General features: G+C 71.3%; 22 protein-coding genes. 13 read left to right on the top strand and 9 right to left on the bottom strand.

Annotated elements, in window-relative coordinates; genetic code table 11:
• Window positions 1-33: 33 nt before the first annotated feature.
• From Mco01_RS17515 to Mco01_RS17500, 4 genes are all read right to left on the bottom strand, one after another.
• Window positions 34-2913, bottom strand: a complete 2880-nt coding sequence (locus Mco01_RS17515; protein ID WP_204057943.1) for a conjugal transfer protein — start codon at window positions 2911-2913, stop codon at window positions 34-36.
• Between the two features lie 21 nt (window positions 2914-2934).
• A complete protein-coding gene (locus Mco01_RS17510; RefSeq protein ID WP_372444862.1) occupies window positions 2935-3225 on the bottom strand; it encodes a hypothetical protein in 291 nt (96 codons plus the stop codon).
• 50 nt (window positions 3226-3275) lie between these two features.
• Entirely contained in the window at window positions 3276-4205 is a 930-nt protein-coding gene (locus Mco01_RS17505; protein ID WP_232326782.1) for a conjugal transfer protein, read from the bottom strand.
• A gap of 591 nt (window positions 4206-4796) precedes the next feature.
• Window positions 4797-5732: a hypothetical protein gene (locus Mco01_RS17500; RefSeq protein ID WP_204057942.1), complete on the bottom strand. Its 936-nt coding sequence runs from the start codon at window positions 5730-5732 to the stop codon at window positions 4797-4799.
• Between the two features lie 397 nt (window positions 5733-6129).
• Between Mco01_RS17500 and Mco01_RS17495 the strand changes: the two genes are divergently transcribed.
• Together Mco01_RS17495 and Mco01_RS17490 are read left to right on the top strand one after the other, a co-directional pair.
• Entirely contained in the window at window positions 6130-6567 is a 438-nt protein-coding gene (locus tag Mco01_RS17495; RefSeq protein WP_204057941.1) for a MarR family winged helix-turn-helix transcriptional regulator, read from the top strand.
• A complete protein-coding gene (locus tag Mco01_RS17490; RefSeq protein ID WP_204057940.1) occupies window positions 6564-7406 on the top strand; it encodes an alpha/beta fold hydrolase in 843 nt (280 codons plus the stop codon). Before Mco01_RS17495 ends, Mco01_RS17490 begins: the two co-directional genes overlap by 4 nt.
• Window positions 7407-7515: 109 nt before the next feature.
• Here the strand turns inward: Mco01_RS17490 and Mco01_RS17485 are convergent, their stop codons facing one another.
• Window positions 7516-8997, bottom strand: coding sequence for an FAD-dependent monooxygenase (locus Mco01_RS17485; protein WP_204057939.1), 1482 nt, complete (start codon window positions 8995-8997; stop codon window positions 7516-7518).
• Window positions 8998-9150: 153 nt separating this feature from the next.
• Between Mco01_RS17485 and Mco01_RS17480 the strand changes: the two genes are divergently transcribed.
• The 3 genes from Mco01_RS17480 (at window position 9151) to Mco01_RS17470 (ending at window position 10219) form a co-directional block, all read left to right on the top strand.
• Entirely contained in the window at window positions 9151-9528 is a 378-nt protein-coding gene (locus Mco01_RS17480) for a DUF2089 domain-containing protein (protein WP_204057938.1), read from the top strand.
• Window positions 9529-9605: 77 nt separating this feature from the next.
• On the top strand, window positions 9606-9785 hold the full coding sequence (locus tag Mco01_RS17475; RefSeq protein WP_204057937.1) for a hypothetical protein: 180 nt from the start codon (window positions 9606-9608) through the stop codon (window positions 9783-9785).
• A gap of 11 nt (window positions 9786-9796) precedes the next feature.
• Window positions 9797-10219 carry an SHOCT-like domain-containing protein gene (locus Mco01_RS17470; protein ID WP_204057936.1) on the top strand — a complete coding sequence of 141 codons (423 nt, stop codon included), beginning with the start codon at window positions 9797-9799 and terminating at the stop codon, window positions 10217-10219.
• Window positions 10220-10513: 294 nt separating this feature from the next.
• On the opposite strand, the gene Mco01_RS17465 is transcribed toward Mco01_RS17470, so the two are convergent.
• Together Mco01_RS17465 and Mco01_RS17460 are read right to left on the bottom strand one after the other, a co-directional pair.
• Complete coding sequence (locus tag Mco01_RS17465; protein ID WP_204057935.1) at window positions 10514-11038, bottom strand: hypothetical protein; 525 nt, start codon at window positions 11036-11038, stop codon at window positions 10514-10516.
• Between the two features lie 258 nt (window positions 11039-11296).
• Window positions 11297-11881: a GNAT family N-acetyltransferase gene (locus Mco01_RS17460; protein WP_239103689.1), complete on the bottom strand. Its 585-nt coding sequence runs from the start codon at window positions 11879-11881 to the stop codon at window positions 11297-11299.
• A 272-nt stretch (window positions 11882-12153) separates the two neighbouring features.
• Between Mco01_RS17460 and Mco01_RS17455 the strand changes: the two genes are divergently transcribed.
• The 4 genes from Mco01_RS17455 to Mco01_RS17440 all read left to right on the top strand — a co-directional run bounded on the left by Mco01_RS17455 (window position 12154) and on the right by Mco01_RS17440 (window position 14808).
• Complete coding sequence (locus Mco01_RS17455; protein WP_204057934.1) at window positions 12154-12639, top strand: nuclear transport factor 2 family protein; 486 nt, start codon at window positions 12154-12156, stop codon at window positions 12637-12639.
• 740 nt (window positions 12640-13379) lie between these two features.
• Complete coding sequence (locus tag Mco01_RS17450) at window positions 13380-13754, top strand: ArsR/SmtB family transcription factor (RefSeq protein WP_204057933.1); 375 nt, start codon at window positions 13380-13382, stop codon at window positions 13752-13754.
• A complete protein-coding gene (locus tag Mco01_RS17445; RefSeq protein ID WP_204057932.1) occupies window positions 13751-14257 on the top strand; it encodes an SRPBCC family protein in 507 nt (168 codons plus the stop codon). Before Mco01_RS17450 ends, Mco01_RS17445 begins: the two co-directional genes overlap by 4 nt.
• Window positions 14245-14808: a dihydrofolate reductase family protein gene (locus Mco01_RS17440; RefSeq protein ID WP_204057931.1), complete on the top strand. Its 564-nt coding sequence runs from the start codon at window positions 14245-14247 to the stop codon at window positions 14806-14808. The genes Mco01_RS17445 and Mco01_RS17440 overlap by 13 nt, the downstream gene beginning before the upstream one ends.
• A 158-nt stretch (window positions 14809-14966) precedes the next feature.
• Here Mco01_RS17440 and ychF read toward each other — a convergent pair whose 3' ends face one another.
• Window positions 14967-16055 carry a redox-regulated ATPase YchF gene (ychF, locus tag Mco01_RS17435; RefSeq protein ID WP_204057930.1) on the bottom strand — a complete coding sequence of 363 codons (1089 nt, stop codon included), beginning with the start codon at window positions 16053-16055 and terminating at the stop codon, window positions 14967-14969.
• Between the two features lie 127 nt (window positions 16056-16182).
• Here ychF and Mco01_RS17430 point away from each other — a divergent pair, with 127 nt between their 5' ends.
• On the top strand, window positions 16183-17487 hold the full coding sequence (locus Mco01_RS17430; protein ID WP_239103717.1) for a DNA recombination protein RmuC: 1305 nt from the start codon (window positions 16183-16185) through the stop codon (window positions 17485-17487).
• A 9-nt stretch (window positions 17488-17496) separates the two neighbouring features.
• Window positions 17497-18012, top strand: coding sequence for a DUF6542 domain-containing protein (locus Mco01_RS17425; protein WP_204057928.1), 516 nt, complete (start codon window positions 17497-17499; stop codon window positions 18010-18012).
• Between the two features lie 37 nt (window positions 18013-18049).
• Here Mco01_RS17425 and Mco01_RS17420 read toward each other — a convergent pair whose 3' ends face one another.
• On the bottom strand, window positions 18050-19024 hold the full coding sequence (locus Mco01_RS17420) for a 4-hydroxy-3-methylbut-2-enyl diphosphate reductase (RefSeq protein WP_204057927.1): 975 nt from the start codon (window positions 19022-19024) through the stop codon (window positions 18050-18052).
• An 88-nt stretch (window positions 19025-19112) separates the two neighbouring features.
• On the opposite strand from Mco01_RS17420, the gene Mco01_RS17415 reads away from it, so the two are divergent.
• Together Mco01_RS17415 and xseA are read left to right on the top strand one after the other, a co-directional pair.
• A complete protein-coding gene (locus Mco01_RS17415) occupies window positions 19113-20348 on the top strand; it encodes a DUF8129 domain-containing protein (RefSeq protein ID WP_204057926.1) in 1236 nt (411 codons plus the stop codon).
• Window positions 20349-20449: 101 nt separating this feature from the next.
• Window positions 20450-21667 (top strand): exodeoxyribonuclease VII large subunit, encoded by a 1218-nt coding sequence (xseA, locus tag Mco01_RS17410; RefSeq protein WP_204057925.1) that lies wholly within the window; start codon window positions 20450-20452, stop codon window positions 21665-21667.
• The last annotated feature ends 108 nt before the right edge of the window (window positions 21668-21775 follow it).

Genomic DNA, 21775 nt, shown 5'->3' with positions numbered 1-21775 from the left:
GCGCCCGCCCGTCGGGCCAGCGAGGCTCGGCGCTCATCTGGCCACCTCCTGCTTGGCCTGGATCGCCGCCAGGCCGCTCACGATCACTCCCGCAAGGGCAACGTACGCCCTGCGGCCGCCGGCCCGGAGGTGATTGACGTCGACCGGTCCGGGCCGCCCGGGGGCCAGCTCGTCCTCCCAGGGGACGCGCACGATCGCCCGGCACCGGCCGCTCGCCACGGCCTCCGCCTGCTCCACGTCCGGCAGGCTGCGCCGGCTCACCCCGTTGATCACCATCACGGCCCTGCGCCGCAGGTCGGAGCAGCCGTGCCCGTCCAGCCACTCGTACGTCATCGCGACCGCGTCCGGAGCGTCCTCACTGGCCGGGGCGACGAGGACGAGCTGGTCGGCGTACGACAGCAGCCGGGCCGCCAGCGCGGCGGCCGGGTCGATCACGGTGAGCCGGTAGTGCCGGTCGAGCGCGGCCAGCGTCCTGCGCCAGTCGGGCAGGGACGACCGGTCCGCGAGCCGCTGGGCCGCCCGGTCGTCGGTGTCCGCGCCGACGACCTCGAGCCCCGACTCGCACCGCGTCGTGTACGCCCGCATGCCGAGGTAGCCGGTCACGTCCTCCACGCCTTCGAGCAGCGAGCTCAGCGTCTCCGGCGACTCGGCGGCGATCCTCGTCGTCAGCGTGTCGTCGCCGGTGCTCGCGTCGAGCGCCAGCACCCGGTCCTCGCGATAGCGGGCGAGCGTGTGCCCCAGCATCAGCGCCGTCGTCGTCTGCCCGGCGCCGCCGGTGCAGCCGAGGACCATGATCCGCCTGCTCGCCGTGAGCGGCGTGCGGGCGCGCGCCTCGTCGACCTCCATGCCGTCCGTACGGCTGCCGCCCACGACGACCTGGGCGAGCCGGCGCCAGCCGCCGGAGGGGTCGCGGCCCACGACCGACTCCACCCGGCGCACCCGGGGGTGCTCCTCGCCGGGGGTCTTGGGGGCCGGAGGGACCGCGGGGCTGGCCGGGCCGGCGGGACGGCCCGCCGGCGGCCCGGAGGGCACCGCCCGGATCGAGACGCCGCCCGCTCCCGGGCGGGGCCCGGTGAACGGATCGCGCCGCGGCCGGTCGTCCTGCGGCGTCATGGTCTCGCGCCGCTCACGCCATCGGTCCGCCGGGAACGGCGTGACGGCGGCCGGTCCCGCCGTGATCCCCGTGACCCTGGGGGTCGTACCGCCAGCGGCGATGCCGGTACCACCGGGAGTCGCCGTGCCCGCGCCGCTCCCCGAGCTCTCTTGCGTGGGGGCCGGTCGCCGCTCCGCGGCGGAGGCCTGCGTGCCGGTCGGTCGCGGCGGCCGGCCCTTCCGGTGCAGTTCGCGGGCCGCCTGCCACGGGTCGCCCGCGACGCCGCCCGCGTCCGGCCGCTCGGCGCCGGTGCCGGTGCCGGTGCCGGTGCCGTGCGCTTCGTCCGCGTGAACGGCCTCGCGTTCGGGCTCGTGCGCCTCCTCCACGCGGTCGGCCCTGTGGTCGCCGTCCCGGCCGGCCTCGGAAGCATCGGCATCCCGGCCGATGTCGTGCGCCTCGGCGGGCTCACCCTGCTCGGCGGGCTCGGCGTGTGCGGAGACAGGGGGGTCGCCCGAACGGTCGCGGTCGTCTGCGGCGGACGACTCGTCCGCGCGCACCTCTTCGCCAGTGGGCGCGGCCGGCTCAGCGACCGGCGCCGGCTCGGCGGCGGGCGCCTGGGGCTCCTCCGTGTGCACCGCCTCGTCGGCGTGTGACTCCTCGGTAAGCGGGCCTCCGGCCAGGGACGGACGCGGCTCCTCCGGCCGTACGACACGGGGGCCGGGGCGGTCCACCGGGGGCGGCGGGACCCGGGACTCGGCCGAGGCGGCCAGCCGGCGCAAGCGGCGCAGCGCCTCGGTGCCGATGGGCGGCACGGGGGCCGGCGTCTCCACGGCCGGGGAGGCGTCAGGCGTACGGGACGCCGCCGCTGGAGCGGCGTCGGACGGCCCGGCGTCGGGCTCGGGGCGGGGCCTGGGGAACGACTCAGGATCGGGTTCGGCGGAGACACCACGAGGCAGGGAGCGGGGCGGTGTGCCGAAGGCAGGCTCGGCCGCCGGCTCGGCCGGGGACCAGCCGGTGACCGGGGACGGCGCGGACGGGGACGTCCGGGCGGACGGGCGGCCCCCGTCGCGCAGCGGGCGTCCGGTTTCCGTCGAGCCGGCGCGGGGCACGCCCGCCGGCTCGGCCAGGGAGAAGACGCGCTCGCCGGCCGCCGTGGCCGTACCCCGGGAGGTCGTGGCACCCGGCACCGTGCTGTCGGCGACGGGCGCGGCGGCGGCCGCCGCGGCGGCCACGACGGGACGGACCACCCGGGACGGGGTCTCCGCGACCGACTCGGCCTCGGCGGGGGACGCCAGGCGGCTGGGCAGCGCCCGTTCGGGGAAGCGGGGCTGCTTGGCGGCGCGCCTGCCCCGCACGGGCGCGGTCCCCGGGGTGATGCGCACCTGGCCGGCCTTCGACGCGGCCTTCCGCCGGGCCTTGCGCGGCACGCGGACGCCCTCGCCCTCGGCGAGGGGCGCGGCACGCCAGACCCGGGCGACGACGGTGATCTCGTCGGGCTCACCGGACGGCGCCATCCGGCACCAGGTGCGCGGCTCGGTCATGTAGCGCACCTGCGACTGCAGGAGCTCGGTGAGGCGCTTGCTCTCGATCACGGGCCGGGTGGACAGCCAGGTGAGAACGCCCGGGGGGACGAGGTAGACGACGTGCCACGGCGCTTCGAGCGGCAGCCCGATCAGGTAGAGGAAGAAGCACCACGGGACGAGCACGCCCACGAACACACCGATCCAGACGACTGGAAGCGGCATGGGCAGCCGTAGGTCGTACAGCTTGTAGAGCCGCTTCTCAATTCGCCAGATATTTGTATATGTGGGCAGATCCACCCCGACCTCCTCTCCGCCCGATCACTTGATCCCGAGCGCGCCCGCGATGGCCCTCGCCGTCACCTCGATGATGTTGGGAACGTAGAAGATCACGCCGATCGCGATGGCCAGGATGATGAACTGCACGAACCTGGTGATCTCGCGGGTGAAGAGGAAGAAGATGGCCACGACGGAGACGACGGCGAGGAAGAGCGGGGCGAAGAACCGGCGCAGGAAGTCCGCCAGGCCCTCGGTGTTGATGCCGGTCGCCGGCGCGGGCGACGACGGCGTGGCCAGATCAAGGACGTGGTCCACAACGGTCTTCAGAATCAACTCTCGCCCTCCCGGGGGTATGGATCAGCGATGTCATGATCGGGCATGCGCTACCCCACGGACCGATTCGCACCCTGCACGTCCCTGACGAACCACTTGCCGCCCTGCTTCTCCATCGTGAGCTGGTAGGCCTGCTCCAGCCCGGCCGGCTGCGACACCGGGTCGGCCGACGGGGTGGCCACGGCGGCCACGTCGCCCGAGCTCACGGCCCACACCACGACGGCGGTGACCTCCCTGCTGTCGGCGTCTCCGGGCGGCACGACGACGTCCTTGAGCTCCGCGAGCGTGAACTCCCCGTTGAAGCCGTCGACGGTCACGCCGTTGGCGACGTACCGCTGGAGGTCCACCTGGTTGCCCGCCGCGTACGCCTTGAAGAAGCCCTCCAGCTGGGGGCGCAGCTCCGCCTCAGTGGCCGAGTCGCGGTCGGGATCGGCCAGCTGGGGCAGACCGGCCGGGCCCGGGGCGGGCAGCAGGGCCGGTTGCGCCGACACGACGAACTTCCCGCTGTCGTAGTAGACCGGGACGGACAGCAGGCCACGGCTCCCGCCGGACTGGTACGTCACGGTGACGCGGGCGCTGTGGACGTCGATCACGTTGATCCCCGCGAACTGGAAGGCCCCCGCCGACATCCGGCCGTAGCCGTTCCAGCCGAACTGGTCGTCGGCCCCATCGGGCAGGAACGCCTTGAGCCGCTCGGCCCTCTGCTGCGGGTTCGCGGCGTCGTAGTTGAGGTAGACGGCGGCGAACTGGTTCGCGAAGGCGGCGGCCTGGGTGACGGGGAAGATGGAGCCGGTCGGCTCGGTGGGCGCCTGGGACGCCTGGTCGGTCGCCGTCATCCGCTCGATGGGCGCGCGCACGCCGTTCACGACGATCACGATGATCAGCGCCCAGAGGATCGCGCGGCCGGCCCACACGAGCCAGCGGCCCCCGCCGCCGCTCCAGCCTCCGCGCCGGGAGGGGACTCCCCGTGCGGCACTCACCTGATCAAGGTCTTCCAGAGGGTACGACTCGGGGTCGCCAGCGATCCGCGGATCCTGCTGGACGGTTGACCTGCGAGCCATCACGCCTCCGCTCGCGCCGATCCCCCCGGCTGGCGCGGTGTCGTCTTACTCTCGATCCGGTTAGCCGCATTGAAGTATTCACCCTAGCGGTCACGCCAATTCTTCCAGGTAAGCCACGCCCATGGTGCAAGCATCGCCGTGACCGAGCAAACCGGGTCTACATCCCGATGAGACGTCCCACACCTATCCAGTCTGCGGAAAAGCACGTTACGCCTGGTCAGCGGGGACATCGATTACCTAACCGCCAGGTATTGGTTTCCCCGCAGCTCACAGACATATCGAGGCCGGCGCTCGTTCACGTGCCATCGCCCGAGGTGAGGACGCGGCGCGCATTCGCGAGTACGACGGGTGAGGGGGACCGGCGCATAGGAGAGAGGCCCCAGGCGCGCCGGGCATCGGTGTCCGCCGACCGGCAGGCGTGCCGCCGGCGGCATGCGGACGGCCCCGCACCGGGTGGATGGTGCGAGGCCGAGAGGGTCGCCGGCGGTGACGTCCGCCTGGCCGCCCGCGCTACCCGGAAATCGCCGAGAGACCCGAGTCCGACAGATCTGACGCGCTCGAACCCGACGCGCTCGAACCCGAGTCCGACGAGCCCGAGTCCGACGAGCCCGAGTCCGACGAGCCCGAGTCCGACGAGCCCGAATCGTTCGCCGACTCGCTGGAACCCGAGTCCGACGAACCTGACGCGCTGGAACCTGACGCGCTGGAACCCGACTCGCCGCAGGCCGACGACGAGCCCGACCCGCTCGATTCGGACGACGAACCCGCTTCGCCGGACGCCGACCCGGACTCCCCCTGCGCCGACTGCTGCCGGACCTCGCTCGCGATCCGGTCCTGCGCGTCCCGCGCCATCTCCGCGATCCGCTGCTGCGCCTCCGCGGCCGCCTCGCTGATGCTCTGCTGGGCGCTGCTCGCCATCTCGGCGATGCGCTGCTGCTGCTCGCCCGCCGCCGCGGGCAGGTCGCCCGGCGTGAACGCCTCGCTCTCGAACGACGCGCCGCGCGGCGAGAAGCCCGGCAACCGGCCGTACAGGCTGGACGCCTCGGAGAACTGCCGGAGTGACGACGGGAACGCCGCGCCGATCGCGAGGGCCGTCGACTGGGTGATCGCGGGAGCCAGGGCGGCCGGTGCGCCCACCTGCGGCATGGTGACCGTGGTGGTCACCTCCGGCATCATGGCGACGGACATCTCCGGCGCGGCGAGCGCGGCGGCGGAGACCTCCGGGGCCGACAGGGTCACGGTCTCGGCCGCCAGAACCGGCCGTGCGTATGTCGTGAACGACGTCTCCCCTACCCCGCCGCCGGAGTACGTCTCCTGGAGGGCGAGCCCCGACACGGCCGGTCCGGCCTGGGCGAGCGCGGAACCGCTCAGCAGCGCGGCGCCGCCGGCCGTCAGTGTCGAGGCGACGACGGCCGCCAGAGCCAGCTGTCTGGTTTTCCGGTGCATTGTCCCTCCTTGTGCCCGTCGTGTGCCCGGATAGGGCTGGACAGGCAGGCCACCAGGTGTTTTCCCTGGTTCCTTCGCGGCCGGGAAATCCTCCGTACGCACGCCGGGATAACGGTGAGAAATGGCGGGATTGCCAGAAAGAGGACTTATTCGGTGGCATTGCGCCGAACGGCCTTAGCTCGATCCTCAGCCGCGCCCACCGGGCGCGTCCAGACGCTTTGAGGCAAGCGTGCCCGCTGACCTTGGAGGATCTGACCCACAGCAGGCCAGGGGCTGGGAACACGCCTGAGGACTTTGCGGCCGCTTGCACGCGGGAGAGGCATTCGGTCGCCCACACATGATCCCACTCCGTCCCAGGTAACTTGCCTCCGCTAACTTAGCATGTTAAGTTAGTCCCATGGAACGCAACCTGAGTCTGAACCTGCACGTGCTCACCGCGCGGCTCGACCGGGCGGCCGACCGGATCCTCCGGACGGAGCACAACGTGTCGTACAGCCGCTTCGTGGCGCTGACCATGGTGGGAGAGCTGGGGGCCTCGACACAGCGGACCCTCGCCGAGTACCTCGGCGTGACCGAGCCGTCGGTGAGCCGCATGACCGCCGTCCTCGCCGCCGACGGGCTTCTCGACGTCCAGCCGGACCCGGCGGGCGGCAATCGCCGGCGGCTGAGCCTCACCGACGAGGGGAAGCGGCTCGTCGCCACCATCCAGCAGAGCCTCGAAGACCGGCTGGCCGCGGTCGTCGCCCGCAGCGGCGTGCCGTACGACGAGTACGCCGAGCACACCGCGCGCCTGCTGTCGACGTTCGACCGGCTGGAGCAGGAGGCGGGCAGATGAGCGAGAACGTCTCGGCCCCGCCGTCACGGCCGCGAACGGTCCACTCGGCGGACGGCACGCCTATCGGCTATCGGACGACGGGCTCCGGACCGGCTCTGATCGTGCTTGGCGGAACGCTGCGGACCTCGGACGACTATCTCCCCCTGGCCTCCACACTGGCCCGCTCGTTCACGGTGCACGTCGTCGACCGGCGGGGACGCGGCGACAGCGGCCCTCAGGGACCGCGGTACTCGCTGGAGAAGGAGGTGGAGGACCTTCTCGCCGTCCAGGCGGAGACCGGCGCGCGGCTGGCGTTCGGGCACAGCTACGGCGGGCTCGTCATCCTCGCGGCCGCGCGCTCGTTCCCGCTGTTCGACCGGGTCGCGGTGTACGAGCCCGGAGTGCCGTACGCCCCCGTCCCCACCGCGTGGATGACCTCGTACCGGGAACGGCTGGCCGCCGGCGATCCCTACGGCGCGATGGTCCACTTCATCCGCGGTTCGGGCGGTGCGCCGCCCTTCATGGCCAAGCTGCCGCACTGGTACCTGCGGACGGTGCTGCGACTGGTGTTCCGCGGACCGGCCTGGCAGCGGATGCGGCCGCTGCTGGAGAGCAACCTGGCCGAGCACGAGCAGATCGCCGCCCAGCACGGCAGGATCGGCGAGTTCGCCGACGTCGCCGCCCCGGTGCTGCTCCTGCGCGGCGGCCGATCGCGCGTGCGCCCGGAGGAGGCCGCCGCGCTCCGCGACACCCTTCCCCACGCCGTACTCGAGACGCTGGACGGCCTCGACCACTTCGCCCCCTCAGAACGGAAGGCCGCCCCGGCCGTCGCCGAGCGCGCTCTGGCGTTCTTCGAGTGACGGCCGGTCGCCGCGGTCAGGGATGGAGGCCCGCCGCTGCGACGTTCCCAGCCGGCAGGTCGCGCCTGGGCCGGGCTCGGACGCCGCTGTTCCCGAGCCCCTGACGGTCCTACAGGGGGACGGCCGCCAGCGGCGGACCGCACCACGCGGCCAGCGCCGCCCGGAGTTCGTCCGTGGGCACGCCGGGATCGGCGCAGTCGGCCGCCCATGCGACATATCCGTCGGGCCGGACCAGCACCAGCCGCCGCGTCCTGCCGCCCGCGGCGGCCACGTCGACGCGATCGCGCCACGCCGCGATGAGCGAGACGGGCAGCCAGACGTCCGGAGGCGTGACCAGGACCAGGCGTCTCGTACGCAGCGCCTGGTACAGGGTCGGGCGACCGGGACCGGCCAGCGGTAGGTCGGGAGCGCGCCTGCCGGTGAGGGGGTGGGAGCCGCGCGGCGCCGGATAGGCGAGGCCGATGCCGGAGAGCGATCTTGCCATCCGCCCGGCCAGCGGGGGGATGCGCGGCGCCATACGTAGGGCCGCGCGGCGGACGGCGCCGGGCGTGCGCGGCCTGGCGAGCGCGGCCCGCAGCAGCATGCCGCTGGTGCGCAGCGCCTTCCTTCCCGCCGGGCGGCGTTCGGCGTCATAGGTGTCCAGCAGGCTCGCCGGCGCCCCGTTCCTGATGACGGCGGCGAGCTTCCAGCCGAGATTGGCCGCGTCCTGGAGGCCCGTGTTCATACCGAGGCCGCCGGCCGGGGAGTGGACGTGCGCGGCGTCGCCCGCGAGGAACACCCTGCCGGCCCGGTAGTGCGGCACCTGACGCTCGTCGCTGCTGAACCGGGAGATCCAGCGGGGGTCGTGCATGCCGAAGTCGGTGCCGAGCACCCGCCGGGTGACGTCGCGGATCTCGCCGAGTTCGACGGGGGCCGTGTCCGGCAGGGGGTTCCGCCGATCCCAGACGATCACCCGGTACCAGCCGTCGCCGAACGGCAGCACGAAGGCGAGGCCGTCCTCGACGGCGTCCGCCATCAGCAGGTCGGGTGGCGGATCCGCCAGTCGCACGTCGCACAGCATGACCGAACGGACGGCGGAGCGGCCCGGGAAGGACAGGCCGAGAAGCTGCCGCACCCTGCTGTGCACGCCGTCGGCGGCGACGACGTAGCGCGCCCGGTACGTGCGGGCCTCCCCCTCCCGCGTGCGCACGTCCAGATCGACCCCATCGGCGTCCTGCCTCAGCCCGACCACCTCCGCACCGGGCACGATCTGGGCGTCGAGCCGCCGTGCCCGGCTTTCGAGCAGCGCCTCGGTCCGGTACTGCGGCACGGCGAGCATGTACGGAAACCGGGTCGGCAGCCCGGACAGGTCGAGTCTCGCGCGCCCGAACACGACCAGCTTGTCGACGGGCAGGCCCGATTCCACGAGCTCGTCCGCCAGCCCTCGGGCGTCGAGCTCCTCCAGTGTGCGGGCGTGCACGCCGGCCGCCCTGCTGAGGTTCGACTCGCCCTTGCGCCTCTCCAGCACCGTGCAGGAGACATCGGCGGCGGCCAGGTCACCGGCGGCCAGCAGACCGGTGGGACCGGCGCCCACGACGAGCACATCGGTCATCGGAAGCATTCGTCCTCTTTGATCGGCACCCCAATCGGACAACTACCCCAAAATGGGATGATCTGCACTGGATGGACCAACGAAGAGGTGTACCTCAAGAAAGTTAAGATCGACATCTTGAAAGTTGAGGATAGTCGGCGTAGAACTTTAGATATGACAGAGCAGGCGATGGACTGGCAGGAACTCACGAACCTGACCCGGGGCCAGCCGTTCGTCGTCGAGCGGGTGCGCCTGGCAGGGAGCGGCGTGGCGATCGAGGGCGAGTTCGAGCTGCCGCAACTGGCTCAGCTCAACGTCGAGGATCAGGTCTTCGTCACGGCGTTCGTGCGGTGCCACGGCTCCATCAAGGAGATGGAGCGGATCTTCGGGGTGAGCTATCCAACGATCAAGTCACGGCTGAACAGGATCACGCGGATGCTCGACTTCGTCGAGACCGATCCGGCGCCGTCGCGCGCCGACATCGTCGATCGGTTGCGGCGTGGCGAGATCACCGCACAGCAGGCGTTGGCCGAATTGGAGGGCCGGTCGTGATGCCGCAGTCGCTGACGGTACGGGTCAGGCGCCCGGACGGTCGTCCCATCCGGATCTGGGTCCCTGTGCTCCCCGTGGTGCTCGTGTTCTTGCCGGTCGTGGTCCTGGCCGTACTGGTGGGGGCCGTGGCGTGCCTCGTGTACCACGTCAGCGTGGTGCGGGCGCTGGCCACCGGCTGGCGCCTCGTCGCCGCGTTGCCCGGCACCCGGTTCGACCTCGAGCAGGGCCGTACGGCTGTGCTCGTATCCATCCGATAGGAGAGGTTCCGATGAACGAACAACGCAAGGACATCCTCGACATGCTGGCCGAGGGCAAGATCAGCGCGGAGGAGGCGGAGCAGCTCATCGCCGCGCTCGAACGGGACCAGCCGACGGCGGCGCCGGGTCCCGACGCCCGGCCGAAGGGCAAGGCGAAGTATCTGCGAGTCGTGGTGGACGCCATCGAGGACGACGAGCCGACGCGGGTCAACGTGCGGGTGCCGCTGCAGTTGCTGCGGGCCGGCGTGCGGCTGGCGGCCCTGATCCCGCCGCAGGCGCTGGGCAAGGCCAACGCCGAGCTGATGAAGTCGGGCGTGCCGCTCGATCTGACGCAGCTCAAGCCCGAACAGCTCGAGGCTTTGGTGGAGCACCTCGACGAGATGACCGTGGAGGTCGACCAGCCCGATGCCCGCGTGCGCGTCTTCTGCGAGTAGGCGCCGTCCGGCTCGGACGGGCCCCCGAGAGGGTGCTGGAACACCCTCCCGAGGCCGCGCCCGCCACAGCAGAGCACGGGTGAACTGCCAACCTGAAGCCTAGCCGCTCATCGGCGGGCAACGGAGGGGCCGCTCGGACGAGCGGCCCCTCCTCCGTTCACGCGTCGGCGGGGGCGGACACGTCGCGTGCCCCACGCCGGGAACCCAAAGGCGGACGGGTTCAGACGTCGTAGCGGAGCTTCGATCGCCATCTTGCGACATGGCCGGAATCGCACCGCGAGCGGGTGGTCACCGTCAGCAGTGCGATGCCTGATAACCGGTGCTTACCCTGGTCGACGCATACGAGTGCGTTCTCTGGCTGCTGTAGGCGTAATACGTCTCGATGCCACCCTCCGCGAAGATGCAGTTGTTCGGCGAGTACACCGTCACCGGGCCGGCGTAGTAGTAGTAATCGCCGTAGGTGCCGGATGACGCCGGATCACGCTTGGAGCCGATGTTGGTGCAGGAGGTCCTGTCGGGCGTGGTCTGCGAGCACTTCACCAGCAATACGTACATGCCCTTGAGGGTGCCGTACCCCTCACCGGTCGCGACCGTGGCGGCGCAGTTGTTGCCCGTGGAGCTGTCGTAGTAGACGTCCAGGTACGCCGTCAGGGTGCCGTACTTCTCGTCGTACATCGGGATGTGCTCGATCCGGCTGCCGCTGCACCCGTTGGCCGCCTGGGCCGGCGCCGACAGCGCCGTGGTCCCCCCGACGACGCAGGATGCCGTCAGCAGCAGTGCCAGGGTGCTGCGACGGATCCGGCGTCCTAAGTCGCTCATCAAGGTCCCCTCGTCTCGATATCGGCCGCACGGCTGATATCAGGCACTAAGGCCGATTGGTGATCATCGGCCCATCACGGAAAGGATCTTAGACGACCGCACAATCCAGACGGCAACCTTGGATGATCAAGGGCTGACCCCGGGGCGGCCCGCCGAGCGGTGTGCCATCTGCGAGAGGTCAGCGTGACTGCTGACTCAAAGGCATGAGCAGGGCGGATGGCGCCGGTTCAGACGTCCAGATTCCGGCGCCGATCAACGTCACCGCGCGGACCGGTGTGACGGCCCTGCGGGCGGCTGCGCCGAACCCTTCAGATCCAGGAACATCACATGCAGCCCGACCAGACCGTGCTCCGGATGGTCGAACGCCTCCGGGACGGTGGCCAGCACGTGGAAGCCCAGCGAGCGCCATAATCGCACGGCCACCTCGTTGGTCTCGACCACCGCGTTGAACTGGATGCTTCGGTACCCGGCGCCACGCGCCCAGTCGATGACGTGCTCGCCAAGAGCGCGACCGACACCACGGCCGGAGTGCGCCGGATGGACCATGAAACTGGCCGTCGCGACATGAGCTCCTCGCCCGGGGCGATTGGGGCCCATCTTGGCGCTGCCGAGAACGGTCGAACCGTCCACCGCGACGACGGTGCGCCCCGGAGGAGCTTCCATCCACAGCCCCCGAGCCTGCTCAAGGGAGAGATCCTCGGGGTAGGCGTACGAATGCCCCGCCGCGACGATCTCGCTGAAGAACGGGTAGATCGCCGGCCAGTCGCCGTCCTCGGCGCCTCGGATCATCACCCGATCACCGTAGGGCCGCTGAACCCGCCCGGCAACGCTGTTCAGCTGCATCGAAGCCTCCTGGCAACGCCCCGCGCGGCCACATCCATCCAGGAGACGATGAACCGCAATCAGACGTTGAAGCGGAACTCTGACCGCCATTCCGCCGACCTGGGCGGTCGAGCTCGTTGCGCTGATCGGGCGGCCTTCTGGGTCTCACGTTGGTGGTCGTTCGTTGCTGACGTTTCACGGTGTCTTGTGCCCCATACGTGCCCCAGCCCAGCAGAGCGGGCGGCGTGCCGGTGCGGGTGGCTGTCGAAGTGGAGATCGATAAGGTGAGGTCCATGGATTCCCGAGTTGATCCGGACGGCGGCGATGGTCACAGTAGCCCGCGTGACGTGTTTCTCCGCCTGGTGAATGGGGTCTGCGAAGGGCCATACGAAAATTTGGCCGACCTCTATGCCGAACAGACCCATGTCACCCACCCGTTTCACCCGCTCAACCCGCCGCCGCTGCTGAGCCGTAGCGAACTGCACGAGCACTTCACCGCGCCGCCGCCATTTGCCCGGACGCTGAACCGTAAGCCGGTCGACATCATCATCCACGACACCGCTGATCCGGAGGTGATCGTGGCCGAGTTCGCTTACCAGGGGCACGTGGAGGAGACAGGAGAGGCGTTCACCGTGCCCTGTGTCTTCGTTCTCCGTATTCGCGACGGGCTCATCGTCGAGTCTCGCGATTACATCGATCACATTGCCAGCGCACGGGCATGGGGCCAGCTCGAAAGCCTCCTGACCGCGCTGCGCCCATCGAGCGAGGTCGACCGCTGAAAGGCAGTTGCTGGTGATCGCGCGCTTGGTCTCCGGTCGAACCGGACGCTGGCCGAGGTCGTGCCTCGCTCGGCGCAGCCGTTCACCGCAACCTTGGTAGGCGTACACGCCACACCTTGCCCGTCCATCCCGTCTGCCATCGACCCGACCGCGAAGCGGCAGGCGGGCCAGCGACGGAGGTGCAAGTCCGGCTTGACGTGTCTCTCCCTTCGCCTGTGCGCCTTCCACGGTGCTTGGACGCCAACGGTCACAGCCGGGCTTGCGGCGGAGGAGGCGGGCTGCCAGGCTTGCCTGGGTCGATGGCAGGCGGGATGGGAACCCACCCCAGCCACCCCACCACTCGCACCTGTGTTCGAGGCCATCCCGGAGCCGGAGCGCCCCCGCCGGAGGCACCACCACGCGCCGTGCCGCACGGGCGGCTGTTCCAGCTCAGCCCGCCGCCCCGTGAACGAAGCTGTACTGTCGCGCGGCGGCCCTCCTCGACTCGTCCGCGCCAGCCGTTCGGCGTGGTTTTAGCCGGCCGCCGGGAGCGCCAGCGGGAGGCGGCGGCGTTGCCGTGACGGCGGCGCGTGCGGCCCGGCTTCGGGCCGCCTTGAAGACCGGACGCCGTGTTGCCGCAGGTTGTTCGGCAGCACGTCAGCGTTGGTGGCAGGACCGAGCCTGCCCGGCGACTCATCCGTTGACGACATCAGTCGCGTTTCAATACGCTTAACACATCCGTTAAGTGAAGGGGGCTTCCGATGGCTGGCACCGATCAGCTCAGCGCGGTGTTCTCGGCGCTCGCCGACCCGACTCGACGGGCGATCATCGCCGAGTTGGCCGAACGCGACGCCACGGTCACCGAGCTCACCGCTCCTCTGTCGATCTCGATGCCGGCGGTGTCACGGCATCTGAAGGTGCTCGAGCGCGCCGCGCTCATCTCGCGGTCGCGGTCGGGCAAGTGGCGCGCGAGCCGCCTCGAGGCTGCCCCGCTGCGTGAGGCGGCCGACTGGATCGAGCGCTACCGGCGGTTCTGGGACTCGTCCCTCACCCGCCTCGATGCCCACCTCGCCGCGGTGCAGGCCGCCGGACGGGCAACGGACCAGATGGACGACGACCCCAAGGAGCTCCAATGAAAAGCGAAACTTCGCAGCTTGTCATCTCGCGTGTGTTCGACGCGCCGCGGGAGCTCGTCTACCGGGCCTTCACCGATCCCGACCACCTGGCGGCGTGGTGGGGCCCGATCGGCAACTCACTGCCCCGCGATGAGATTGAGTTCGACGTGCGCCCCGGCGGCTATCAACGGTGGACAGAGGTCAATGCAGCCGACCCCGGCATTCGCGTGCACATCCACGTCGACCTCACCGAGGTCGCCGATGGCGAACTACTCGAAGGCGTCATGCACGTCAGTGGCCGGCTGCCGGAGGACATCGAGCCGTTCGAGACGAGACTGCGGGTCGAGTTCTACGACGAGGCTGACGGACGGACGCGACTGGAGATCCGCCAGTGGCTCCCCGAACACCTGGCGCACCCCAGCGAGGAGGGTTGGCGCCAAGCGTTCACCAAGCTGGACGCCACGCTGATGAATGTCCAGGCTGTTGCAGCTAATCATCGAGAGGTTGAGGCATGGCAAAGCTGATTTACGTGACGAACGTGTCGCTTGACGGCTACATCGAGGACGAACGCGGCGCCTTCGACTGGTTCCCACCCGACGACGAGGTATTCGCGTTCACCACGGACCTCCTGCGGTCTGTGGGCACGTTTCTCTACGGACGGCGCCTGTACGAGGCGATGGCCGTCTGGGAAACCAACGCCGCTCTGGCCGCGCAGTCCGACCTCATGGCCGACTTCGCGAGCGCCTGGCAGGCGGCGAACAAGGTCGTGTACTCCACGACCCTCGCCGCGGTGTCAACCGCCGACACCCGACTTGAACGCCATTTCGACCCCGCCGCAGTACACGAACTGAAGGCCACGGCCAGCAGCGATCTCACCGTAGGAGGTGCCAACCTCGCGACGCAGGCTTTCCAGGCCGGCCTGGTCGACGAGTGCCAACTGTTCATCTGGCCCGTTGTCGTCGGCGGGGGCAAGCCAGGGCTGCCGACCGGCATACGCGCCGACCTCGAACTCCTCGGTGAGCGCCGATTCCGAAACGGCGTCGTACACCTCCGCTACCGCCCTCTCGGGCAGTGAACGACAGCCCTGTCCCATCGCCGGCGCCATGCCTACGACGCTGGCCGCTGGGGCTAAATCGAGCACTTCGAGCACTTCGATGCCGTGGCTCGTCTGATCACCCCAGATGTGCCCCCGAACGAGGTCCCGGAGGCATGAGCAGGGCGGACAGCGCTGATTCAGACGTTGAAGCGGAACTCGACCACGTCGCCGTCGCGCATGACGTAGTCCTTGCCCTCGATCCGCGCCTTGCCGACGGCGCGCGCGGCGGCGACCGAGCCGGCCTCGATGAGGTCGTCGTACGAGATGACCTCGGCCTTGATGAAGCCGCGCTGGAAGTCGGTGTGGATGACGCCGGCGGCCTCGGGCGCGGTCGCGCCCTTGCGGATCGTCCAGGCGCGGGTCTCCTTCGGGCCCGCCGTGAGGTACGTCTGCAGGCCGAGCGTCTCGAACCCGACCCGGGCGAGCTGCGACAGCCCGGACTCCTCCTGGCCGACCGACTGCAGCAGTTCGAGCGCCTCGTCGTCGGGCAGCTCGACCAGCTCCGACTCGATCTTCGCGTCGAGGAACACGGCCTCGGCGGGCGCGACGAGCGCCGACAGCTTCGCGCGCAGCTCGGTGTCGACCAGCTCGTCGGCGTCGAGGTTGAAGACGTACAGGAACGGCTTGGCCGTGAGCAGGTGCAGCTCGCGCAGGTCGGCGGGGTCGATCCCGGCCCCCTTGGCGCCGGCGTACAGGGTCGTGCCGGTGTCGAGCAGCTTCGCGGCGGCCTCGGCGGCCTCCAGGAGGACCTTGCGGTCCTTGTTGTTCCTGGACTCCTTCTGCAGGCGCGGCAGCGCCTTCTCGATCGTCTGGAGGTCGGCCAGGATCAGCTCGGTGTTGATCGTCTCGATGTCGCGCTCGGGCGAGACGGCGCCGTCGACGTGGGTCACGTCGGGGTCGGAGAAGACCCGGATGACCTGGCAGATCGCGTCGGTCTCCCGGATGTTGGCGAGGAACTGGTTGCCCCGGCCCTGGCCCTCGGACGCCCCCTTGACCAGGCCGGCGATGTCGACGAACTCCACCTTCGCGGGGAGGACGCGGGCCGAGCCGTAGATCTCCGCGAGCGCCGCCAGCCGCGCGTCCGGCACGCCGACGATGCCCACGTTCGGCTCGATCGTGGCGAACGGGTAGTTCGCGGCAAGCGCGTTCCCGCTCTTGGTCAGGGCGTTGAAAAGCGTGGACTTGCCCACGTTGGGCAGGCCGACGATGCCGATGCTCAGGCTCACGTAGGCCGAGTTTACGGGCCCGGGCGGGTGTAAGGGACATCGGCGGGCGGCTCGGCGCACGTCCCCCGATGAGCGCGCCTCCCCCTGCACGCGGGGAATGCCTGAAATGATCCGGAGCGTGGATGTGATGGCCCTCGCCCTGTGGCTCGCCGTGGGTCTCGCCGCCGGGATCGTGATCGGTTTCGCCCTGGCCCGGACCCGTACGGCGAGCGACGCGGCGCGGTCCGCCGTCCGCGTGGCGGAGGCCGAGGCGAGGGCGCGGGCGGCCGAGGAGAAGGTCGCCTACATGGAGAACCAGCTGTCGGAGCGGTTCCAGGCCATCTCCGCGCACGCCCTCGACGTCAACAACCTCCGCTTCCTCGAACTCGCCGAGAACCGGCTCAACACCACCCGGGCCGAGGCCGCGGGCGACCTGGAGCAGCGCAGGCAGGCCGTCGAGAACCTGGTCACCCCGCTCAGGGAGACGCTGGCGAAGGTCGAGGCCCAGCTCAGGGAGAGCGAGTCCGGCGCCCGCGCCGCCCGCGCCGAGCTGAGCAAGCAGATGGAGTTCGTCCGGCAAAGCTCGGAGCAGCTCAAGGGCCAGACGGCGGCCCTCGTACGGGCCCTGCAGCGGCCCGAGGCCCGCGGGCGCTGGGGGGAGCTCCAGCTGCGCCGCGTGGCCGAGATCGCCGGCATGGCCCGCTACTGCGACTTCGACGAGCAGACGACCGCGTTCACCCGCGACGGCCTGGTCCGCCCCGACATGGTGGTACGGCTGACCGGCGGCAAGAACATCGTCGTCGACTCGAAGGTGTCGCTGGCCGCGTACCTGGAGGCGGCGGAGGCGGGCGACCCCGACTACGGGTCGGCCCGGCTCGACGCGCACGCCCGGCACCTGCGCGAGCACGTCGACCGGCTGGCGGCCAAGGCGTACTGGCAGGCGTTCAGCCCGTCGCCCGAGTTCGTCGTGCTCTTCATCCCCGGCGAGGCGTTCCTCGCCCCGGCTCTGGAGCGCGACCCCGGACTGCTGGAGTACGCCATGCGCCGTCGCGTCCACATCGCCACGCCGACGACGCTGATCACGATGCTCCGCACCGCCGGGTACGCCTGGCAGCAGGCCGCCCTCAGCGAGAACGCCAAGGCCGTCTTCGACCTCGGCAAGGAGCTGTACGAACGGCTCGGCGGCCTAGGACGCCACATGGACGGCCTGGGCAAGGCCCTGTCCCGGGCCGTCGCCGCGTACAACCAGACGGTCGGCTCGCTGGAGAGCCGCGTGCTGGTCAGCGCGCGCAAGATGAACGACCTCGGGTTCGTGGACGACCCCCTCGACGGGCCGGACCCCGTCGAGGAGGTCCCCCGGCAGGTCGCGATGCCCGAACTCGAAGGTGAAGAGCAGGTAAGCCCCCCTCCTGGCCATCGTCAGAACGGTAAATTGACGCGAGACTTGTCGTAAGGGGGCTCGATGACAGGCGCGGATCGAGCACAGATCAGGCTGACCGCCCGGGGAGCTATCGTCCTGCTCTTCGCCGTCACGCTGCTGGGGCAGCTGCTCCGCCTCCCCGGCCCGGCGTTCGTCGCCGGATGCCTCGCGGCGGTCCTGCTCGTGCAGCCGCGGGACCTGCTCCCGCTGGTGGTCACGCCCCCGCTGGTCTTCTTCGCCGCCACCCTGCTCGTGGAGGCCGTACGGTCGCTGGGGTCCGGCTCGATGGTGCAGACCCTGGGGCTGGGGCTGTTCACGGCGCTGTCGTCCGGCGCGCCGTGGCTGTTCGCCGGGTCGGCGCTGGCGCTGGCCGCCGGCTGGTTCCGGGGGCTGCCGGACAACATCCGCGAGCTGCGGCAGGACACCCGGGGGGACGCTCCCGTCCCGGCCGCCGCCGCGCCCGCGTCACGGGGACGGCGGGCCCGCCGGTCCGGCTTCGACCCCGAGCCCGAGGGCTACTTCGAGCCCCGCGTGTACGGCACGACCGCGGACGAGTGACCACGGCCGCCGACCGGCCCGCCCGGGGTTCGTGGGCTCAGGCGGAGCCGGCGGTGCGCAGGTCGCGGCGCAGCTCGTGGGGCAGCGCGAAGCGCATGCTCTCCTTGACCGACTCGACCTCCTGGACGTCGGTGAAGCCACGCTCGGCGAGCGCCCGCAGGACGCCGTCCACCAGCTCCTCGGGCACCGAGGCGCCGCTGGTCAGGCCGACCGTCGTCACGCCCTCCAGCCACTCGTCGCGAAGGTGCGAGGCGTCGTCGACGAGGTGGGCGTCGTCGGCGCCGTAGTCCTTGGCCACCTCCACCAGCCGCTTGGAGTTGGAGGAGTTGGTCGAGCCGACGACGATGACGAGCTCTGACTCGGCCGCGATCTGCTTGACGGCCGTCTGACGGTTGGAGGTGGCGTAGCAGATGTCGTCGCTCGGCGGGTCGATCAGGTTGGGGAAGCGGGTGCGCAGCCGGGCGACGGTCTCGGTGGTCTCGTCGACCGACAGCGTGGTCTGGGAGAGCCAGACGACCTTGTCCGGGTCGCGCACGGTGACGCCGTCGACGCCCTCGAGGCCGTCCACGAGCTGGATGTGCGCCGGGGCCTCACCCGCGGTGCCCTCGACCTCCTCGTGGCCCTCGTGGCCGATCAGCAGGATGTCGTAGTCCTTGGCCGCGAACCGCTTGGCCTCGTTGTGCACCTTCGTCACCAGCGGACAGGTCGCGTCGATCGTCCTGAGCCCCCGGGCGGCCGCCTCCTCGTGGACGCTCGGGGCCACGCCGTGCGCCGAGAAGATCACGATGGCGCCCTCGGGCACCTGCTCGGTCTCGTCGACGAAGATCGCGCCGCGGGCCTCCAGCCCCTTCACCACGTGGGTGTTGTGCACGATCTGCTTGCGCACGTAGACGGGCGCGCCGTACCGGTCCAGCGCGCGCTCGACCGTCTCGACGGCGCGGTCCACTCCCGCGCAGTAACCGCGCGGCTTGGCGACCAGGACACGGCGATGCGTCTGGGTGTGCTCGTCCATGTTCCTATGCTATGGGGAACGCCACCTGCCTCTTGACCCCGGTCTTGCGAGACTGGATGTCTGAGAACAGATCTCCCCGGGAGCTGTCATGTCCGTCCTTAGAGCCATTACGAAGCCACTGCGCGACGCCTTGGAAAACCGCGACCAGCTACGGGAGAAGGCCAAGGACCTGCCTGTCTTCGTGTTCCAGACGGCGCTGAACGGGGTCGGGCAGGCGCTGCTGCTCGGCGACCGGGTCCGCTCGTCCATCAAGCGCCTCTCGGGCGGCGAGGAGCGGGAGGAGGAGAGCCGGGAGGAGGCCGCCGAGCCGCGCGCCGAGCGCCGGGAACCCGTCATCTTCGCGCCCCGCCCGTCGGCGAAGGCCGAGGAGGCTCCGGCCGCGAAGGCCGAGGAGGCCCCGGCTCCCGCGCCGTCCGACGTCGCGGAGGCCGCCGCCGTCACCGCGCCCGCGGAGAAGGCCGAGGTCGCGGAGAAGCCCGAAAGCGCGGAGGAGGCCGAGGTCGCGGCCCCGGCCGAGACGGAGAAGCTCGACCTGCCCGCCGTACCGGTCGAGGCCGAGCCGCCGGCCGTCGCCGCGGTCCTGGACCGCCAGGCCGAGCCGGCCGCGAAGGAGACGCCCGCGGAGACGCCGGCCAAGCCGGCGCGCGCCACCCGCACGACGCGGACGAGCAGGGCGCGCGGGACCACCGCCGCCGCCTCCACCTCTGCCGCCGCCACGCCCGCCGAGGCGACCCCCGCCGCGGGCGAGACCGCTGCCGAGATCTCTTCCGAGACCTCCGGAACCCCCGCGACCGCCGCTGAGAGTGGCGCGAAGCGGACGAGGAGCACCGCCGGCCGCGGCACGGCCGCGCGCACGACCCGCGCGAAGGCCGCCACGACGGCCGCGGAGGGCACGGGCGCCGACGCCGCCACCACCGGAGCGAAGGACGCGGAGACCACGGCCACGCCCGCCAAGACGACGCGCAGCCGGAGCGGCGCCGCGAAGGGCGCCTCGGCCACGCCGTCGAGGAGCCGGGCCAAGGCGGCCGCCGCGGACGACGTCACCGGCACGGCCCCCGCCGCCGGACCGTCCGCGGGGACGGCCGCCGAGGGACCGGTGACGGACACGGGCGCCGCCACGCCGTCCGCCTCGGGCGCGAACGGGCAGGGCGAGCCGATGCCGGGCTACGCGGACCTGACCGTGGCCTCGCTGCGCGCGCGGCTGCGCGGCAAGTCCATGGAGCAGGTGCACGACCTGCTCGACTACGAGCAGGCGAACGCCAACCGGCCCGAGGTCGTCCGCCTGTTCCAGAACCGGCTGTCGAAGCTGCGGAGCGAGTCCTGACCTCGACCGCCCCGCGGAATGTCGGCGGCGACGGCTAACCTGCGGATGCGGGACGGCGAGCGGGCGGCGGGCGCCACGCCGCCCGCCGGCGAGGAGGGCCTGTGAGCGCGAAGACGTCCCCTGAGGCGCCGCTGCCGATCCGGTCGGTGCTCCAGATGGTGGCCCAGTGGATCGGCAAATTGGGCACCGTCTGGGTGGAGGGGCAGATCACCGAGCTGACCGCGCGCGGCGGCACGGTCTTCCTCACCCTGCGCGACCCGGTGGCCAACGTGTCGGCCCGGATCACCTGCTCGCGCGGCGTCTACGAGGCGAGCGTGCCCCGCCCGGTGGACGGCGCGCGCGTGGTCATGCACGTCAAGCCGGACTTCTGGGTCAACAAGGGGTCGTTCGCGTTCACCGCGCTGGAGATACGGCCTGTCGGCGTGGGCGAGCTGCTGGCCCGGCTCGAACGGCTCCGGCAGGTGATGGCCGCCGAGGGCCTGTTCAACGTCGACCGCAAGAGGCGGCTGCCGTTCCTGCCGGGCACGATCGGGCTGATCTGCGGGCGTGACTCGGCCGCAGAGCGCGATGTGCTGGAGAACTCACGCCGCCGCTGGCCGGCCGTCCGGTTCAAGGTGGAGCAGGTGGCCGTCCAGGGACCGTACGCCGTGGGCGAGGTGACCGAGGCGCTGCGCAGGCTCGACGCCGACCGCGAGGTGGACGTCATCATCGTCGCCAGGGGCGGCGGCTCCCTGGAGGACCTGCTGCCGTTCTCCGACGAGGCGCTGGTCCGGGCGGTCGCGGCCTGCCGCACGCCCGTGGTCAGCGCGATCGGCCACGAGCAGGACACTCCGCTGCTCGACCTTGTCGCCGACGTGCGGGCCTCGACCCCGACCGACGCGGCCAAGAAGGTCGTCCCCGACGTGGGCGAGCAACTGGCCCTCGTCCATCAGCTCAGGGACCGGGGCCGCCGGGTCGTGCGCGGCTGGGTCGAGCGCGAGCTGTCCTGGCTGGAGTCGGTGCGGTCTCGGCCGTCCCTGGCCGACCCGGTGCGCGAGCTCGACCGGCGGGCCGAGCAGATCGACGCCCTGCGCGACCGGTCCCGCAGGTGCCTGACCGCGTCCCTCGACCGTTCGTCCGACTCGCTGGAGCACCTGCGTGCCCGGCTCGTGGCGCTCTCGCCCGCCGCCACGCTGGAGCGCGGCTACGCCATCGCGCAGCGGCCCTCCGGGGAGGTCGTCCGGCTCGCGGCCGACGTCAAGCCCGGCGACGAGCTGACCATCCGCTTCTCCGACGATCGCCTCGGCGTGACGGCCCTCCCCGGCGAACCGCCCCTCTGACGCATGCCGGAAACCCGGCTCCGGCACACCGCCATGCCGGAACCCCGGCTCCGGCACACTGCCCCTCTGACGCATGCCGGAGGCCCGGCGCGGGGCCGGGCCTCGGGC

The sequence above is a fragment of the Microbispora corallina genome, assembly GCF_016863035.1.
GTDB classification, from domain to species: domain Bacteria; phylum Actinomycetota; class Actinomycetes; order Streptosporangiales; family Streptosporangiaceae; genus Microbispora; species Microbispora corallina.
Note: the sequence above shows the minus strand (reverse complement) of the source record. Positions and strands in the feature narration are given on the sequence as shown.

Coding starts and splice junctions, on each gene's coding strand:
- Mco01_RS17455 (WP_204057934.1), top strand. CDS start 12,154: ATGGATTCCCGAGTTGATCCGGACGGCGGCGATGGTCACAGTAGCCCG.
- Mco01_RS17440 (WP_204057931.1), top strand. CDS start 14,245: ATGGCAAAGCTGATTTACGTGACGAACGTGTCGCTTGACGGCTACATC.
- Mco01_RS17415 (WP_204057926.1), top strand. CDS start 19,113: ATGTCCGTCCTTAGAGCCATTACGAAGCCACTGCGCGACGCCTTGGAA.
- Mco01_RS17425 (WP_204057928.1), top strand. CDS start 17,497: ATGACAGGCGCGGATCGAGCACAGATCAGGCTGACCGCCCGGGGAGCT.
- Mco01_RS17495 (WP_204057941.1), top strand. CDS start 6,130: ATGGAACGCAACCTGAGTCTGAACCTGCACGTGCTCACCGCGCGGCTC.
- Mco01_RS17430 (WP_239103717.1), top strand. CDS start 16,183: ATGGCCCTCGCCCTGTGGCTCGCCGTGGGTCTCGCCGCCGGGATCGTG.
- Mco01_RS17500 (WP_204057942.1), bottom strand. CDS start 5,732: ATGCACCGGAAAACCAGACAGCTGGCTCTGGCGGCCGTCGTCGCCTCG.
- Mco01_RS17490 (WP_204057940.1), top strand. CDS start 6,564: ATGAGCGAGAACGTCTCGGCCCCGCCGTCACGGCCGCGAACGGTCCAC.
- Mco01_RS17445 (WP_204057932.1), top strand. CDS start 13,751: ATGAAAAGCGAAACTTCGCAGCTTGTCATCTCGCGTGTGTTCGACGCG.
- Mco01_RS17470 (WP_204057936.1), top strand. CDS start 9,797: ATGAACGAACAACGCAAGGACATCCTCGACATGCTGGCCGAGGGCAAG.
- Mco01_RS17420 (WP_204057927.1), bottom strand. CDS start 19,024: ATGGACGAGCACACCCAGACGCATCGCCGTGTCCTGGTCGCCAAGCCG.
- Mco01_RS17480 (WP_204057938.1), top strand. CDS start 9,151: ATGACAGAGCAGGCGATGGACTGGCAGGAACTCACGAACCTGACCCGG.
- Mco01_RS17460 (WP_239103689.1), bottom strand. CDS start 11,881: ATGCAGCTGAACAGCGTTGCCGGGCGGGTTCAGCGGCCCTACGGTGAT.
- Mco01_RS17450 (WP_204057933.1), top strand. CDS start 13,380: ATGGCTGGCACCGATCAGCTCAGCGCGGTGTTCTCGGCGCTCGCCGAC.
- Mco01_RS17465 (WP_204057935.1), bottom strand. CDS start 11,038: ATGAGCGACTTAGGACGCCGGATCCGTCGCAGCACCCTGGCACTGCTG.
- Mco01_RS17485 (WP_204057939.1), bottom strand. CDS start 8,997: ATGACCGATGTGCTCGTCGTGGGCGCCGGTCCCACCGGTCTGCTGGCC.